At 58.8% G+C, this 15,462-nt stretch carries 14 protein-coding genes; 11 read left to right on the top strand and 3 right to left on the bottom strand.

Features of this window, described 5'->3' with window-relative positions; genetic code table 11:
• Positions 1-48: 48 nt before the first annotated feature.
• From ACYQ47_RS29310 to ACYQ47_RS29300, 3 genes are all read left to right on the top strand, one after another.
• Positions 49-339 carry a hypothetical protein gene (locus ACYQ47_RS29310; protein WP_244827827.1) on the top strand — a complete coding sequence of 97 codons (291 nt, stop codon included), beginning with the start codon at positions 49-51 and terminating at the stop codon, positions 337-339.
• A 568-nt stretch (positions 340-907) separates the two neighbouring features.
• Complete coding sequence (locus tag ACYQ47_RS29305) at positions 908-2,143, top strand: porin (protein ID WP_244827828.1); 1,236 nt, start codon at positions 908-910, stop codon at positions 2,141-2,143.
• A 209-nt stretch (positions 2,144-2,352) separates the two neighbouring features.
• Positions 2,353-2,715 carry a hypothetical protein gene (locus tag ACYQ47_RS29300; RefSeq protein WP_459908193.1) on the top strand — a complete coding sequence of 121 codons (363 nt, stop codon included), beginning with the start codon at positions 2,353-2,355 and terminating at the stop codon, positions 2,713-2,715.
• Positions 2,716-2,762: 47 nt separating this feature from the next.
• Here ACYQ47_RS29300 and ACYQ47_RS29295 read toward each other — a convergent pair whose 3' ends face one another.
• Positions 2,763-4,376, bottom strand: coding sequence for a hypothetical protein (locus ACYQ47_RS29295; protein ID WP_459908191.1), 1,614 nt, complete (start codon positions 4,374-4,376; stop codon positions 2,763-2,765).
• 89 nt (positions 4,377-4,465) lie between these two features.
• Positions 4,466-5,509 (bottom strand): DUF2235 domain-containing protein, encoded by a 1,044-nt coding sequence (locus ACYQ47_RS29290; protein ID WP_250508965.1) that lies wholly within the window; start codon positions 5,507-5,509, stop codon positions 4,466-4,468.
• 274 nt (positions 5,510-5,783) lie between these two features.
• Here ACYQ47_RS29290 and ACYQ47_RS29285 point away from each other — a divergent pair, with 274 nt between their 5' ends.
• Both ACYQ47_RS29285 and ACYQ47_RS29280 read left to right on the top strand, forming a co-directional pair.
• A complete protein-coding gene (locus ACYQ47_RS29285) occupies positions 5,784-6,005 on the top strand; it encodes a hypothetical protein (protein WP_250525780.1) in 222 nt (73 codons plus the stop codon).
• Between the two features lie 345 nt (positions 6,006-6,350).
• The gene (locus ACYQ47_RS29280) at positions 6,351-7,415 is read left to right on the top strand and encodes a hypothetical protein (RefSeq protein WP_250464599.1); all 1,065 of its coding nucleotides are present in this window, start codon (positions 6,351-6,353) and stop codon (positions 7,413-7,415) included.
• A 226-nt stretch (positions 7,416-7,641) separates the two neighbouring features.
• On the opposite strand, the gene ACYQ47_RS29275 is transcribed toward ACYQ47_RS29280, so the two are convergent.
• Positions 7,642-7,965 carry a DUF4148 domain-containing protein gene (locus tag ACYQ47_RS29275; RefSeq protein WP_250525781.1) on the bottom strand — a complete coding sequence of 108 codons (324 nt, stop codon included), beginning with the start codon at positions 7,963-7,965 and terminating at the stop codon, positions 7,642-7,644.
• 298 nt (positions 7,966-8,263) lie between these two features.
• Here ACYQ47_RS29275 and paaA point away from each other — a divergent pair, with 298 nt between their 5' ends.
• The 6 genes from paaA (at position 8,264) to ACYQ47_RS29245 (ending at position 15,440) form a co-directional block, all read left to right on the top strand.
• Positions 8,264-9,274 carry a 1,2-phenylacetyl-CoA epoxidase subunit PaaA gene (paaA, locus tag ACYQ47_RS29270; RefSeq protein WP_250508967.1) on the top strand — a complete coding sequence of 337 codons (1,011 nt, stop codon included), beginning with the start codon at positions 8,264-8,266 and terminating at the stop codon, positions 9,272-9,274.
• Between the two features lie 11 nt (positions 9,275-9,285).
• Positions 9,286-9,570: a 1,2-phenylacetyl-CoA epoxidase subunit PaaB gene (paaB, locus tag ACYQ47_RS29265; protein ID WP_250464602.1), complete on the top strand. Its 285-nt coding sequence runs from the start codon at positions 9,286-9,288 to the stop codon at positions 9,568-9,570.
• A 9-nt stretch (positions 9,571-9,579) separates the two neighbouring features.
• A complete protein-coding gene (gene paaC / locus ACYQ47_RS29260) occupies positions 9,580-10,392 on the top strand; it encodes a 1,2-phenylacetyl-CoA epoxidase subunit PaaC (RefSeq protein WP_459908186.1) in 813 nt (270 codons plus the stop codon).
• A 5-nt stretch (positions 10,393-10,397) separates the two neighbouring features.
• Complete coding sequence (gene paaD / locus ACYQ47_RS29255) at positions 10,398-10,928, top strand: 1,2-phenylacetyl-CoA epoxidase subunit PaaD (protein WP_459908184.1); 531 nt, start codon at positions 10,398-10,400, stop codon at positions 10,926-10,928.
• A 29-nt stretch (positions 10,929-10,957) separates the two neighbouring features.
• A complete protein-coding gene (paaE, locus tag ACYQ47_RS29250; protein ID WP_459908182.1) occupies positions 10,958-12,046 on the top strand; it encodes a 1,2-phenylacetyl-CoA epoxidase subunit PaaE in 1,089 nt (362 codons plus the stop codon).
• A gap of 199 nt (positions 12,047-12,245) precedes the next feature.
• Positions 12,246-15,440 (top strand): efflux RND transporter permease subunit, encoded by a 3,195-nt coding sequence (locus tag ACYQ47_RS29245; protein ID WP_459908180.1) that lies wholly within the window; start codon positions 12,246-12,248, stop codon positions 15,438-15,440.
• The last annotated feature ends 22 nt before the right edge of the window (positions 15,441-15,462 follow it).

Genomic DNA, 15,462 nt, shown 5'->3' with positions numbered 1-15,462 from the left:
GCCACGGCGCTATACAAGAAGAAGGTCATTCGTCTGGAGGACCATCACATGAACGGCGACCCGACTGATCCGCGCAATCTGAACGATCCTCGCGCAACCGACCCGGCCGTTGGCGAAGCGCATCCTGGCGTCGAGCATTTCGATGCCGCGCTTTCACACGTCGATGAATCCGTCGCGGCAGGCAGGATGGCGGCCGGCGCGGCAAAGGGCATTCTTTACAGCATCATCGAGACGCTCGGCACGCTCGTCGGCGACCCGGATTTGCCTGCGCATGCGCGTTCGGGCTATGAAGGTTTGCTGGAAACAGCGCGCGAACTGCGCTCGAAGATCGACGACTGAGCCATCCGCGCGCAGTCTCATGAACCGCATGGTGACCATCCATGCGGCTTTCCCAACAATCGATTAGTGATTTACATATTTCCTTCGGCACCGTAACGGCTTTCGTCGGGCCGTAAGCCGTGGTCAAACTCAGTCGCGCCGCGTGACTGGCCCTGTGCAAATCCTTTCAGTCGTGTCTTCGGCCCAGGCCGAATCCTCGGGCACGCTTCCCTTCTCCGCGTATCAAATTTTCACATCGAGTCCTATCCAGTAAGGCTTTCAGGCGATCGCGCCGGCTTCGTCACAGCTTTGCCCGCTCTCGTCACATCTCGATTTTCGTCTCGCAGTTGTCAGCTACCGGTCAGTTTCATGACCGGATGCCCAATATTTGCGCGCCAGAAAATACTGGTTAACCACACAGTGCAAAAAAAAGACACGAATCTGCCTGATTCTTTCGCATTGCATCCGTAAGCCATACACTTGCCAGCGATGAAATGTTACGAATTTATAAGGCGGTTCAGCGTTAAGCGGCATCCGTTACCGGCTCACTAAAGATCAGAAGATTTGCCATTCGCACACAGGAGAAGAAATGAAGGGTTTCCGCTTGACCAAGGCTGCCATCGTCGCCGCCACCGCCTTTGCCGCAGCAGTCCCGGCGTTCGCTCAAAGCAGCGTGACGCTTTACGGTATCGTCGATGACTCGATCGTCTACCAGAGCAGCCAGGGCGCACTTGGCTCCAACAGCGGCGGACGTTCGAACGTCAAGCTGGCATCGGGCATCTGGGCGGGTAGCCGCTTCGGCCTGAAGGGCGCCGAAGATCTCGGCGGCGGCAATAAGGCAATCTTCCAGTTGGAATCGGGCTTCAACATCAACAATGGCGGACAGCAATACGCCAACGCGATGTTCGGTCGCCAGGCTTGGGTCGGTCTCACGAACCCCACCTACGGTACGTTGACTCTTGGTCGCCAATACACGTCGTATTACACGCTGATGGCGCCGTATAGCCCGACGAACTGGCTGACCGGATACTTCGGCGCGCACCCGGGCGATCTGGACGAACTGGATACGATCTACCGCGCGAACAACTCGATCGTCTACACGTCGCCGAAACTCTTCGGCTTCACGGCAAGCGGCTCTTACTCTCTGGCTGGCACGCCGGATAGCGCCTATCGCGGATCGACGTGGTCGGGCGCCTTGCAGTACGCGCAAGGCCCGATCGGCGCGACGGTCGCGTTCACGCGTATCAACAACTCGACGATCGGCGGCGGCGTGTACGGCGCGGATTCGACGACCAACACGGGCGGCCAGTCGGGCATCTCGGCAGTCACGAACGGTTATCAGGGCGCGCAAGCTCAGAACCGCTTCGCGGTTGGCGGCGGCTACACGTTCAACAGCCAGTGGGATATTTCGGCGACGTACACGAACGTTCAGTACATCCCGGGTATCAACTCGAAGTTCACCGACACGGCGATCTTCAATACGGCTGGCACCGTGCTGCACTGGAAGGCAACGGCGGCATGGGACTTTGCCGCTGGCTACAGCTACACGTGGGCAAGCAAGGCGAACGGTATCGACGATGCAGCGTCCTACCATCAGTTCAACCTGAGCCAGTACTACTCGCTGTCCAAGCGCACGGGTCTGTATGCACTGGAAGCATTCCAGCGCGCCAACGGCCGCACGCTCGGCACGCCGACGTTCACCGCTGCGGGCGCGACGAATCGCCAGATCAACGCCACGGCTTCGATCGGCGACGGCTTCCAGAGCGCTCCGTCGACCTCGCGCAGCCAGTTCGCGGCAGGCGTGGGTATCATTCACCGCTTCTAAGCCTTCGGGCTGCCGAGCGGGTTGTACAAAGCTGCATGCAAAAAACCGGGCGCTTCGGCGTCCGGTTTTTTCGTTTACGTGGTCGATGTCGGGTTCATGTCGGGTTGCCAGGTTGCGGGCCTGCTGGCGCAGCCTTTGCTGCTAATGGTATTTCGCATGCAAACGTCGGCATTGAGTCTCGCTCAAGGGCCTGTAACGGAGATACGGACATGACCACCAAAGACGAATCACTCGATGAACAGTTGTTTCGCCTCTTCGCCGTCGAACAGCGCGTGCTGGCACAGAATGTCGACGGCAAGGTTATCGACATCGGTGCGATCGAATCCAAAGACGGAGAGTATTGGGCGAGTCTCGATGTAGGCGAGATTTCAGTGGAGCCCAAGCGCAGCCCGGAACTGGCGCTCAAGGCTTTGGTGGAAGAGCTGTCGTTCGATTATCTCGATGGACTGTTCACGAGCGAAGGCGAGACGGAAGTGAGCGGGCGGTTGCAGGATTATCCGAGCGTGGAATTTGCGCTCGATGAACCGCTGCCGCGCGGTTTGACCGATGGAACGCTACCGCAGGTGTTCTGATGAGCGTTTGCATGCTGCATTCTTAATGCGGCATGCAGCATGCAAAATCACGCGTGCCCTCGCGGCGATTCACCACCTTCGACAGACCGGGCCGCGGCGCTGCCAGCCGAAATTCTGGTCTTACCGCCAGACAGCGTTCCAGAAGCATGCCCCCGGGCCGGCAGTGCGTCGCGCGGGGGAAACATCGCGCCGACGAGGCGATCGACGAAATAGAAGAACTTGTCCGACGCGTACCCTGCAATGAACGCCAACGCAAGCGGCGATACGTCCTTGCCGCCCTCCAATAGCTTGCTGAAGAGTCCAATGGAAATGCCGACGATGATCGCGCTCGTCACATGTGCGCGATTCGCCACTTTCGAATGCTCGGGATGAAACGTGCTGGCAGACGACTCCGCGCTCAACTGCCGCAAAATCGCGGCGCACGCACCGAGCCATGCATACAGCACGGGCAACAAGAAGCCGGTCACAGCGCCGACAATGGAAAGAATGATGTCGTTTGCATACAGCGCCATCGCGCGGATGTCCTGATAGACGGCGATCTTCTGAAACCCTTGCTCGACAGCGTCGAGATCGGTCGGCGGATGCTCGTCCCCGGTCTGCGCGCGCGGTTTGGCCAGTAGCGGCAGTGTGATTTCGAGCACCTTCCGGGCGACGTCCGGATTGCATTGCCAGTCGCTGTCTACATTGCCGCCGGTGTATCGACGCGAATGCGAAGTGCGGTACGCGCTCTGAAAATTAAGCACGCTCTCTTGATCGTCGCAAGGCCGCTTATAAGGGCTGCGGATGACGCCGAGTCCAAGGCCGGTGGTCAACGCACTAATGCGGGACACGTCCGCGAAAAGCTGCCGGTTATTGGTCGCGAAGTTCTGCAGTTCCTCCTTGATCTGCAGAGCGGGCTGCGAGTTCTGCAGCGCGATGAGAGCGGCATCGTCCTTCTTTTTGACAGCCTCTTCGATAGCCACCGCATGCGCCTGCAACTGGTTGTGCAGTGTGAGCGCGGCCGCGTCGTTGCTCTTCACGACGTTGGCGATATCGCTCGAAATCTGATTGCCCACGAAGAGCAGGCACGACAACGACACCACCAGCACGGTGAGCGCAATCGCCGAGCGCGTATAGATGCGGATTGCACGACGCGCGCCTTCGCGTGCTTCGTTGCCGGCAGTCGCGGCGACGACAGGCGTCACCGCATGCGCGATACGGCTCATCGCGGCATAGAAGGCGCTCTCCGTTTCCGCGTTCCACGTGCGGTTTTGCTGGGCGGCGCGTGCCCTCGACATGGCTTCGACATCGTGTTCATCGAGCGGTTTGCCGTTTTGTGCGCCATACGAGACCATGTCGCGGCAGTGATCGAGATCGGCGACGATGCTGCTGCCCGGATAATGCGACGCTGCCGCGATACGGCTCATCGCACCATAAAACGCACTGGCGGTAGCGCGGTTCCACACGCCGCGACCGAAGGCGCAGCGCGCGTTACGCACGGCGTCGACGTCGGCGTTGTCGAGGATCGTACCGGTTGCGGCAGCGCGCGAGATGAGTGTTTCGCATTTGGCAAGATCCTCGGCCGCGCGCGGCCCGGGATCGCCGTGCCCGGCTTCCGTATCGCTCGGCTCGATATCTTCGCGCTCGCCTGCGCGGAGTTGCGGTGTGGACGGTACGCTCATTACGGTCTCCCGTCGATCAAACCGAATAGGCGACAGCCCTGACGCTGGGATCGCCAATTGATCGGATTACTGATCGATCGACTGCTTGCTCATTGACCAACTGGCAGCCTGCGAAGCTGTGCGCAGAGTTGCGGATAGATGTCCAGAAAACCGGGCGTATCGAGCCGCTTGGAAAGGCTTGGATCGATCGTCTCGTTGAGCGCCGTACCTGCAACACGTGGTGCCTTTGCGCAAACATCCCTTAGCACGGCGCTTTTGCTAATGAACTCGGCGTATGAATCGATTGGTTCGCACGCGTAAGCGGCTAACGGAATATCGATTGGCTTGTCGAACACGAGGCCATGCGATGCCGCCTTCTCACGCAGCCATTCGGCGGGAATCAGCGGTAGCAGATCTTCGGGCGTGCGTGGTGGACTCAGGTAGCCGCCGCCGACATTGGCATGCGCGCCCATGAACCAGCGCTGCTCGAGCGGCAAGTTGCCACGATCCTCGGAACCTTGCGTCCACAACGTCGGCGCATAGAGCGAGCGATATTCGTTGGCCGCGATCGCGTGATACGCGGCCTTCGTCGTGTTGGACAGCGTCGTATCGTGGAACTTGTAGTAGCTCGAAAATCCCGGCACCGGCAATGTGCCGACTGGAATGCCCAGCTCGCCGACCGTATCCCAGACGCCAACGAATGCGATATCCACATCGCGCGAGAACTGCTTGCGATACGCGACGACTGCGTCATCCGTGGCGCTCGCATTCTGATCACGATAGATGCCGTATGCCTGATCGATCGAATCTTGTCCCGTGTCGGTGGCGAGCCCGCATTTGCGGATCAGCCCGGCAAGACTGCGCGCCGAATAGGCGCCGCGACTGAAGCCGAGAATGAAGATCGATGCGCCCGGTTTGTAGCGTTCGCAAAGCCACGCATAACCGGCCTTGATGTTTTCCGATAACCCGTCGCCGAACGCGCCGCCGAGGAACTTGCTGGCCAGCGCGAACAACCCGTTACCTTGTGTCCCGACGCCTTGAACGTAGAGCGTTTCCTGCTCGTCCGTCTCGGGTGCGAGCTTGTAGAGCAGATATGCGTTGGTGCGATCGTTGGGTTCGTTCCAGGTGCCGTCGAAAAAGATGGCGAGATTCATGATGAAGGGTCTCCTTACCAAGTCTCGATACGCTCTCATACGTTGTCAGCGGTCTGACAAAAGCGCCTTGAGTAAGGGATAGGAAATCGCGGGGCAAGCTGCAAGCATCGGATACGCGAAAACGGCGCGCGGGCATGGAGCGGCTGTATTTTGGCGGATACGAGGGGGACCCATGCATCTTGCGCACGGACGGATCGACATGAATGTGCCATCCTTGATCCACGGCCGATGCGATAGGGCGTGATCGGGCCGTCGACTATTGCGGGGGTGAATCATGAAAAAAACGTTTCTTGCCGTGATCGTTTTTGCATGCGCTGCAACACTCGGTGCACCGGCATTCGCACGCGACGATGGTCCGCGCTTCGCGCAGGACCATCTCGATCGGTTGGTCGCGCAGCATGCGGACGCGAATCGGCATATCCGCGGTGGGACGCATGGCGCGGCGGCATCGGGGACGGTGTCATCGCAAAGTTTTGGCAACGACGCTTCCAAGTGATCGCTCGCGGCTTTCGCGACGGCTTGTGTGCCGGCCGGGTGCATTAGGCACCAACGTGTACGGCGCCGGAAGAGAGACGCTTTCGTGCAAGGCGAGAGCGGAGAGGCATTATGCATTGGGTCGACCGCATGCAAAATGCAAATCGTTAGGGCGTGTCTAACAGTAACATGCGACGCTCCGAAGGAAAGCCACGTTCGTGCGACGCGAAGATGGCGCAGGTTCCAGGCATCCGGTCCACCGCATTCAACATGCAATCGGCTGGCAAAGGTATGAAATTTGCGATGACCGCCCGAATGTTCCGCGGCGACATGCCGACGATCCTCCCCGTTAATTTCCCCGAGAGCCATGACACGGAAAGCCCTATCGATAGCTGTACTCTCTGCATCTTTTCTGGCGGCAGGCTGCGCGGGCATCGGCCCGAGCCGTCTAAAAGCCGATCAGGTCGACTATTCACGCGCACTCGGCGATGCCAAGAAGCGCGAAATTCTTGCCGCAATCGTCGGTTTGCGCTTCGCAGATTCGCCTTCATTCCTCACGGTGAGCAGCATCATTGCCGCCTACACGTTCGATACCACCGCTGGCGCCACGCTCAATGCGGGTTCTGGCAGCGTGCCGAACTACGCGGCAGCCACCGGAAGCGTGTCGTATTCGAACCATCCGACTTTCACCTTCACCCCTACCACGGGCGACGCCTACGCGAGCGCATACATCCGCCCGCTCGCACCCGCGCTCGTGATGCCGCTTGCCGAAAGCGGCATTCCGGTCGATCTGCTCTTGCGCATCACGGCGCAATCCATCGGCGGGTTACAGAACGGCACGGCGCTCGGCGGCCCGAATGGATCAGGCGCGCCTGAATTTTTCATGCTGATTCAAGCGCTGCGCCGTCTGCAACTGGCCGGCGAATTGAATATTGAATCACGTAATGGAAAGGATGGCGGCGTGTTCATCACGCTCGGCGCAACGCGCAGCGGCACTAACAAGCAGACCGTCGGCGATCTCACGCTCGTGCGCAAGCTGCTCAAGTTGTCCCCGAAGATGAAGACGTATGAACTCGTCTACGGCCAGGCGGCGGATCATGATCGCATTCCGATGGTCACGCGTTCCGTGCTTGGGATCCTGACCGATATCGGCGCGCAGATCACCGTGCCGGACGAGCAGGTGGGAACGGGAGCAACCAAGCCGACCATCGGGTTGATCGGCGGCGAGACGCGTCCGACCATCATCGTGCAAGTGGGCGAGAAGCCGCCGCAGGATGCGTATGTCAGCGTGCCCTATGATAAAACGAACTATTGGATCGACAGAAGGGATTTCGATTCGAAGTACGCATTTACCGTCGTGCAGAACCTGATGGCGCTAGCCGAAGTGACGGACACATCGAAAGCGCCGGTCGTGACGATCCCGGCCAACTGAGTTTGTGCGCGCGCTCGGCGTCTGCTCGTTATTGCTCTTCTAAAAGGCAGGTCGAGTGGCGCCGCCGCTATGAATGTCCTCGTGTCGCAATGTCGCGAAGCGCGAAATGAGATTGCCAGCACGGATAGGCCGCGTGCATTTGCCTTGGCTTTGCATTCTGCATCCAATGACGCGCCAAGCAACACAAGCAACACAAGCACACGCCAAGCGCAGACAACCCCAGCGCTTACTGCCCGAAAAACGTGCCGAACGCGCGAGGTTGAGTGCTCGTCGTGCGACCAGCTTGCGACGACCCAGCCGTGACCGAACCATAGTCATTCGACTGCGCTGACGCTTGCGCAACGGATCGCGTGCTCACACGCGCTTCGGCTGCCTGAATATTGGACGGATAGGTAGGATCGGCTGCGACCGGGTTGTAGCCGGCGTTCTTCAGTTGCGCGAGTTCGGCGCGAACCTGCGCGCGAGTAAGCGGCGTATCCGTTTGCGCGTAAGCAAGGACGGGGACGGCAAAAGCAGCGGCGATGGCAATCGCAGAAAAGAACGGTTTCATGGATGTCGGCTCAGTGGTGGATAGGTCGTGCTCTTCGAATAGCTTTCGGAACAGCGTTTGCACGGAGTGTAGAGAGGGCTGAGTCGCGGATCATCTATCGATCCGTTGAAGGATCTTTCTAGCGATGGCAACAATCCATGGATGCGCTTGAAGTAAAAATACCACTCACTGGCATACAAAATTAGGGTTTCACCTAGCCTATCGGCGTTCAAGACGTTCATCTTAAAATTAATCAACCGGACGGTCGGTTAATCGATATACTCGCTGCATCGCTTCTCAAAATAGAGCGGAGTCTCGCATGTACACGCAATCCCTCGATCTTCCGGGTCAGCCCGCGGTTTCGGACGCGACAGCCGAGGCTTCGTCGCAACAGCAACATTTCGATGCGGTGATGCAGGCGGATGGCAAGATCGAACCGCAAGACTGGATGCCCGAGGCGTATCGCAAGACGTTGGTGCGGCAGATTTCTCAGCACGCGCACTCGGAGATCATCGGCATGCAGCCCGAGGGCAACTGGATCAGTCGTGCGCCTAGCCTGAAGCGCAAGGCGATCCTGCTCGCCAAGGTGCAGGACGAGGGCGGCCACGGCTTGTATCTCTACAGCGCGGCTGAAACGCTCGGCGTCTCGCGCGACCAACTGACCGACGCGCTGCATGCGGGCAAGGCCAAATATTCGAGCATCTTCAACTATCCGACGCCTACATGGGCCGACGTGGGCGTGATCGGCTGGCTCGTGGATGGCGCCGCGATCATGAATCAGATACCGCTGTGCCGCTGTACTTACGGCCCTTACGCGCGCGCGATGATTCGCATTTGCAAGGAAGAGTCGTTCCACCAACGGCAGGGCTTCGATGCCCTGCTCGCGATGATGAAAGGCACGCAAGCGCAGAAAGACCTCGTGCAGCAAGCCGTGAATCGCTGGTGGTGGCCCGTGCTGATGATGTTTGGACCGAGCGACAAGGATTCCATTCATAGCGGCCAGTCGTTCGCGTGGGGCATCAAGCGAATTTCGAACGACGACCTGCGGCAAAAGTTCGTCGATGCCACCGTCGAGCAAGCGAAGATTCTCGGCGTAACGTTGCCCGATCCCGATCTCAAATGGAACGAAGCGCGCGGTGCGCATGACTACGGCGAGATCGACTGGGACGAATTCTGGCGAGTGGTCAATGGTGACGGTCCGTGCAACAAGGAACGGCTTGCGACTCGCGTAAAGGCGAATGACGATGGCGCGTGGGTGCGCGAAGCGGCGCTCGCTTATGCCGACAAACAAGCGCGCAAAGCGCAGGATCAGCAGAAACAGGCCGCATGAAGGAGACGACGATGAGCAAGGAATGGCCGATCTGGGAAGTGTTCGTGCGTAGCAAGCAGGGTCTAGATCACAAGCATTGCGGCAGCCTGCATGCGCCCGACGCGGGCGCTGCGTTGAGAATGGCGCGCGATGTCTATACGCGGCGTCAGGAAGGCGTGAGCATCTGGGTGGTGCCATCATCGGCTATCACGGCATCGGACCCGGCGGACAAGGGCGAATTATTCGAACCCGCGATCGACAAGATATATCGGCATCCTACGTTCTTCGTGCTGCCCGACGAAATCAATCACATGTAAAGGCGGGACATGACGACGCTCATTCCGACGCGCGAACATCTCGCTTACGTCCTGCGCCTCGCCGACAACGCGTTGATCCTCGGTCAGCGAAACGCCGAATGGTGCAGCCACGGTCCCGCGCTCGAAGAAGACATCGCGCTCGCTAACATGAGTCTCGATCTCATCGGACAGGCGCGCTTGCTTTATTCGCATGCGGCAACGCTCGAAGCCGAGATGACCGGCACGCAGAAAACCGAAGACGACTACGCGTACTTTCGTGGCGAGCGTGAGTTCGCCAACTATACGATTGCCGAGCTGCCGCACTATGGACCGTTCGCGGGCACGGTGCGAACCGAGCGCGATTATGCAGTGACCATCGTGCGCAACTTCCTCTATTCGGCGTTGATGGCTGAACTATGGACAGTCTTGCAGGCATCGGCTGATGCGCAGCTTGCCGCCATTGCCGCAAAGTCGATCAAGGAAGTGCGTTATCACTTGCATCATGCACGCGACTGGCTCGTGCGCTTCGGCGATGGCACGGAGGAATCGCATCGACGCGCACAGGCTGCACTCGACTATTTGATGCCTTACACACGCGAGTTTTTTGCGATCGATGCAATCGAGCGTGTCGTTGCACAAGCAGGCATCGCGCCGCTTGCAAGCGATTTCGAAGCGGCATGGCGCGCACAACTCGGCGACGCTTTAGACGAAGCTACACTCACCGCGCCCGCCGATGTAAAGCATGTCAGCACAGGCAAACTCGGCGAACACTCCGAGCATATGGGTTATCTGCTCGCGGAGATGCAAAGCCTCGCACGTCAGCACCCGGGCGCAAGCTGGTGAACACCATGCACGCCGATACTGTCTTGCAACACGTATGGTCCGTGCTCGAAGCCGTGCCGGACCCGGAGATCCCCGTCGTATCCATACGCGAACTGGGCATCTTGCGCGACGTGCGTCATGGCGCGGACGGCGTGCTCGAGGTCGTGATTACGCCGACTTACTCGGGATGTCCCGCCATGTCGCAGATCGCCGAGGACATCGCGTATGCAATCCATAACGCGAAGCTCGGGGCGCATCGCATTGAGACGGTGCTCGCACCGGCATGGACCACCGACTGGATCACCGATGAAGCGCGCGACAAGCTACGACGTTATGGCATCGCGCCGCCGACGGGGCAATGTGGAACTGCTGCACCGAATCAGGAGCAACCGCTGCGTTTCGTGCCATATAAGCCGATGAAGCAGGAGCCGGTCGCGTGTCCTCGTTGCGGTTCGACGCATACGGAAAGGCTCGCGCAATTCGGCTCGACGGCGTGCAAGGCGCTGTACCGATGCGTCGATTGCCGCGAGCCGTTCGATTACTTCAAACCGTACTGATCCGTTTCTTTTTCATCGATTCGACGCTCATGGCCACTCCGCAATTCCATCCGCTGCGCATTCGCGAGGTTCGTCCTGAAACGGCCGACGCGGTCACCGTCTCGTTCGATGTACCGCCACTGCTGCGCGACGCGTTCCGCTTCACGCAAGGGCAGTTCGTGACCTTGAAGACGCATATCGACGGCGAAGAGACGCGCCGCTCCTATTCCATCTGCGTGGGTGTCACGGACTACGATCGCGATGGAGAATTGCGTATCGGCATCAAGCGCGTGCGCGGCGGGCGTTTTTCGAACTTCGCATTCGACACGCTGAAGCCCGGCCACGAGATCGAAGTCATGACGCCCGATGGCCGTTTCTTTACGCATTTGAACGCGGACCACGCCAAGCATTACGTGGCGTTTTCAGGTGGCTCGGGCATCACGCCAGTGCTCGCCATCGTCAAGACCACGCTCGATATGGAACCCACGAGCCGCTTCACGCTTGTGTACGGCAATCGCAGCGTGGATGCGATCATGTTTGCCGAAGAGCTCGAAGATCTCAAGAACCGTTATATGAGCCGCTTTTCGCTCTATCACGTGCTCTCGGACGACTTGCAGGACGTCGAACTCTTCAACGGCGTGCTGGACGAAGCAAAGTGCCGTGCGTTCCTGCAAACGCTGCTGCCTCCACAAGAAATCGATGAAGCCTTCATTTGCGGTCCTGGGCCGATGATGGATGCGGCTGAAGCCGCGCTCAAGAGTTCGGGCGTCGCACAGAAACAGATCCATGTGGAGCGTTTCGGTACACCCTTGCCGCAAGCGGGCGTTCCGGCCGTCGAAATTACCGAGAACACGCCTGCGGCCGACCTTGAACTCGTCATCGACGGAAAAAGGCGCAAATTGCGTTTGCCCTATGAAGGCGTGAGTGTGCTCGACGTCGGACTCAAAGCGGGTTTGGCACTGCCTTATGCGTGCAAAGGTGGCGTGTGCTGCACGTGCCGCGCAAAAGTGCTTGAGGGAGAGGTAAAGATGGACCGGAATTTCACGCTCGAACAACACGAGATCGATGACGGTTTCGTGCTGACGTGCCAGTGTCATCCGGTTAGCGACCGCGTAGTCGTGAGCTTCGACGAACGCTAGACACGGCTTAGCGTGGCTTAAGAAAAACAATTCAGGAAATATCGGAAGAATTCTTTACGCATAAACCCTCGCAAGCGTTTGCACAAATTGTTTTGTAAGCTTTGTTTGTGTCATCGTACGGATGCTTTCAGCGCTTTAGTTGGCGCTTAGCGAAAAGTATTCGAAATAGCGAACATCAAACGGGGCAAGCGAAACTTCGATGTGGATTGTCAGACTCGCGCTTAAGCGCCCGTACACGTTCATTGTCCTGTCGCTGCTGCTGCTTATCATCGGCCCGCTCGCGATCATGCGCACGCCGACCGATATCTTTCCGAACATCGACATTCCGGTCGTTAGCGTAATCTGGTCGTACACGGGCTTGCCTCCCGATCAAATGGAGCGCCGCATCACGCTCAATTACGAGCGTGGGCTTTCGGTGGCGGTCAACGATATCGAACATATCGAATCGGAATCGCTCCCAGGCATTGCGGTTATCCGCATATTTTTTCAGCCGAACGCAAACGTGGATGAAGCGATCGCGGAAATTACCGCGCTTTCGCAGACGCAGCTTCGTCAGTTGCCACAGGGCATCACGCCGCCGAACATCTTGCGCTTCAATGCGTCGACCGTGCCGATCTTGCGGCTTGCGTTGTCGTCGTCGGAACTCACCGAGCAGCAGCTCTACGACTTCGGTAATAGCTTTCTCAAGACGCAGCTTGCGACAGTGCAGGGTGCATCCGTGCCGTTGCCTTATGGCGGCAAGCAGCGGCAGATCATGGTCGATATCGACTCGCGCCGGCTGCAGGCAAAGAATCTTGCCCCCACCGATGTCGTGAATGCCATCAGCGCGCAAAACCTGATCTTGCCGACGGGCACGACCAAGATCGGACCGACCGAATATCAAGTGGGACTCAATGCGAGCCCGGATACGATCGAAGGTCTCAACGACATTCCGATCCGAACAGGGCCTGGCGGCACCATCTATATTCGCGACGTGGCGCACGTGCGCGATGGCTTTCAGCCGCAAACGAATATCGTGCGACTTGATGGCACGCGTGCGGCGCTTCTGACGATCAACAAGAGCGGCAATGCATCGACGCTCGATATCGTGTCGCGCGTGAAGCACCTGTTGCCGACGCTGCGTGGCATGGTGCCCGAATCTTTGAAGATAGAGCCGGTCGCCGACCAATCGCTGTTCGTGCGGGCATCGGTAGAGGGTGTGTTGCGCGAGGCCGTGATCGCGGCGGGTCTGACCGCGCTCATGGTGCTGCTGTTTTTAGGTAGCTGGCGCGCGACGCTTATCATCGCCATCTCCATTCCCTTGTCGATGCTCACGTCGATCGTCGCACTCTCGGCGATCGGGCAGACCATCAACATCATGACGCTCGGCGGACTGGCGCTCGCGGTCGGTATTCTCGTGGACGATGCTACCGTCGCTATCGAAAACATCAGCCAGAATCTCGAAGAGGGCAAGGAACTGGAGCAAGCGATTCTCGATGGCGCGCAACAGATCGCCGTGCCAACGCTCGTTTCCACGCTTTCCATCTGCATCGTTTTCATTCCGATGTTCCTGCTTACCGGCGTTGCGCACTACCTCTTCGTGCCGCTGGCCGAAGCAGTCGTCTTCGCCATGATTGCGTCGTACTTCTTCTCGCGCACGCTCGTTCCGACGCTTGCGAAGTATCTGTTGCGCAACCACGAACACATGGGTGGCGATGTCGAATCGATGAAGGGTTCGCGCAATCCCTTCGTGCGTATTCATCTCGGTTTCGAGAGACGCTTCGAAGCGGTGCGCGGACGCTACCGCGCCTTTCTCGAAGCTCGGCTCGCGCATCCCGCGCGCTTCGCGTCGTTGTTCCTCATCTGCTGTCTGCTCTCGCTCGCCCTCGCACCGTTTCTTGGCCGTGACTTCTTTCCTTCCGTCGATTCGGGCGTGATCGCACTGCACTTGCGCACGAAAACCGGCACACGTATTGAGGAAACAGCGGCATTGACCGATCGTGTCGACAAGCGCATTCGCCAACTCATTCCGTCGCGCGAGGTGCATTCGATCATCGACAACATGGGCTTGCCGGTATCGGGCATCAATCTTTCGTATAGCAACACCGGCACCATCAGTTCCGCCGATGCCGACGTGCTCATCACGCTCAACGAAGATCACGCGCCCACCGACGACTATATCCGCCAACTCCGCAAGCGCCTGCCGCAGGAATTCCCCGGCGTGGCGTTCTCCTTCCTGCCCGCGGATATCGTGAGTCAGATTCTCAACTTCGGTGTGCCGGCGCCGCTCGATATTGCCATCACGGGCCGCGATGTGCGTGGCAATCGCGCCTTCGCCAATCACTTGCTCGAGAAGATTCGTCGCGTGCCGGGCCTCGTCGATGCACGCATTCAGCAGCCTTCCGATCTTCCATTCGTCAACGTTGAAGTAGATCGTACGAAGGCGCTTCAGGCAGGCTTTACGCAACGCGATGTCGCAAGCAATCTGCTCATCACGCTGTCGGGAAGTCAGCAGACGACGCCTACGTTCTGGCTCAATCCCGCGAATGGCGTGAGCTACAACGTCATTACGTCCGCGCCGCAATACGATATGAACTCGTTGCAATCAGTCGCGAATATTCCAGTGACATCGGCTAGCGGCAAGACGAATATTCTCGGCGCGCTTGCTTCATTGTCTCGCGGGTCGCGCGATGCCGTCGTGTATCACTACAACGCGCAGACCACCATCAATCTTTATGCAAGCACCGAGCGGCGCGATCTGGGCGCGGTATCGGATGACGTTCAACGCATCATCGACGAAGCGCGCGGCCAATTGCCCAAAGGCTCGTCAATCGACATGCGTGGACAAGTCGAAACGATGAACGGGTCTTTCTCGGGCCTGGCGTTTGGATTGATTCTCGCCGTCGTGCTGGTGTATCTGCTTATCGTGGTCAATTTTCAGTCGTGGCTCGATCCGTTCATCATCATCACCGCGCTGCCGGGTGCGTTAGCGGGCATTGTCTGGATGCTCTTCCTCACGCATACGACGCTGTCCATTCCCGCATTGACCGGCGCGATCATGTGTATCGGTATCGCGACGGCCAACAGCATTCTCGTCGTGAGCTTTGCGCGTTCTGCATTGCAGGAACACCGCGATGCCATGCGCTCGGCGCTCGAAGCCGGCTACTCGCGTTTCAGGCCCGTGCTGATGACCGCACTCGCGATGATGATCGGCATGGTGCCCATGGCCATCGGTCTCGGCGAGGGCGGCGAACAGAATGCGCCGCTCGGCCGCGCGGTGATCGGCGGCCTGATGGTCGGCACCATCGCCACGCTCTTCTTTGTGCCCGTGGTGTTCTCGATGATCTATAAGCGTATCGAAGCGAAGCGCGGCGGCGCAAAGCACCTGGATGGCAAGCCGCAAGGCCAGTCGTGATGCCGATATATACGGAGTTCGA

The organism is Caballeronia sp. HLA56, from assembly GCF_054655155.1.
Note: the sequence above shows the minus strand (reverse complement) of the source record. Positions and strands in the feature narration are given on the sequence as shown.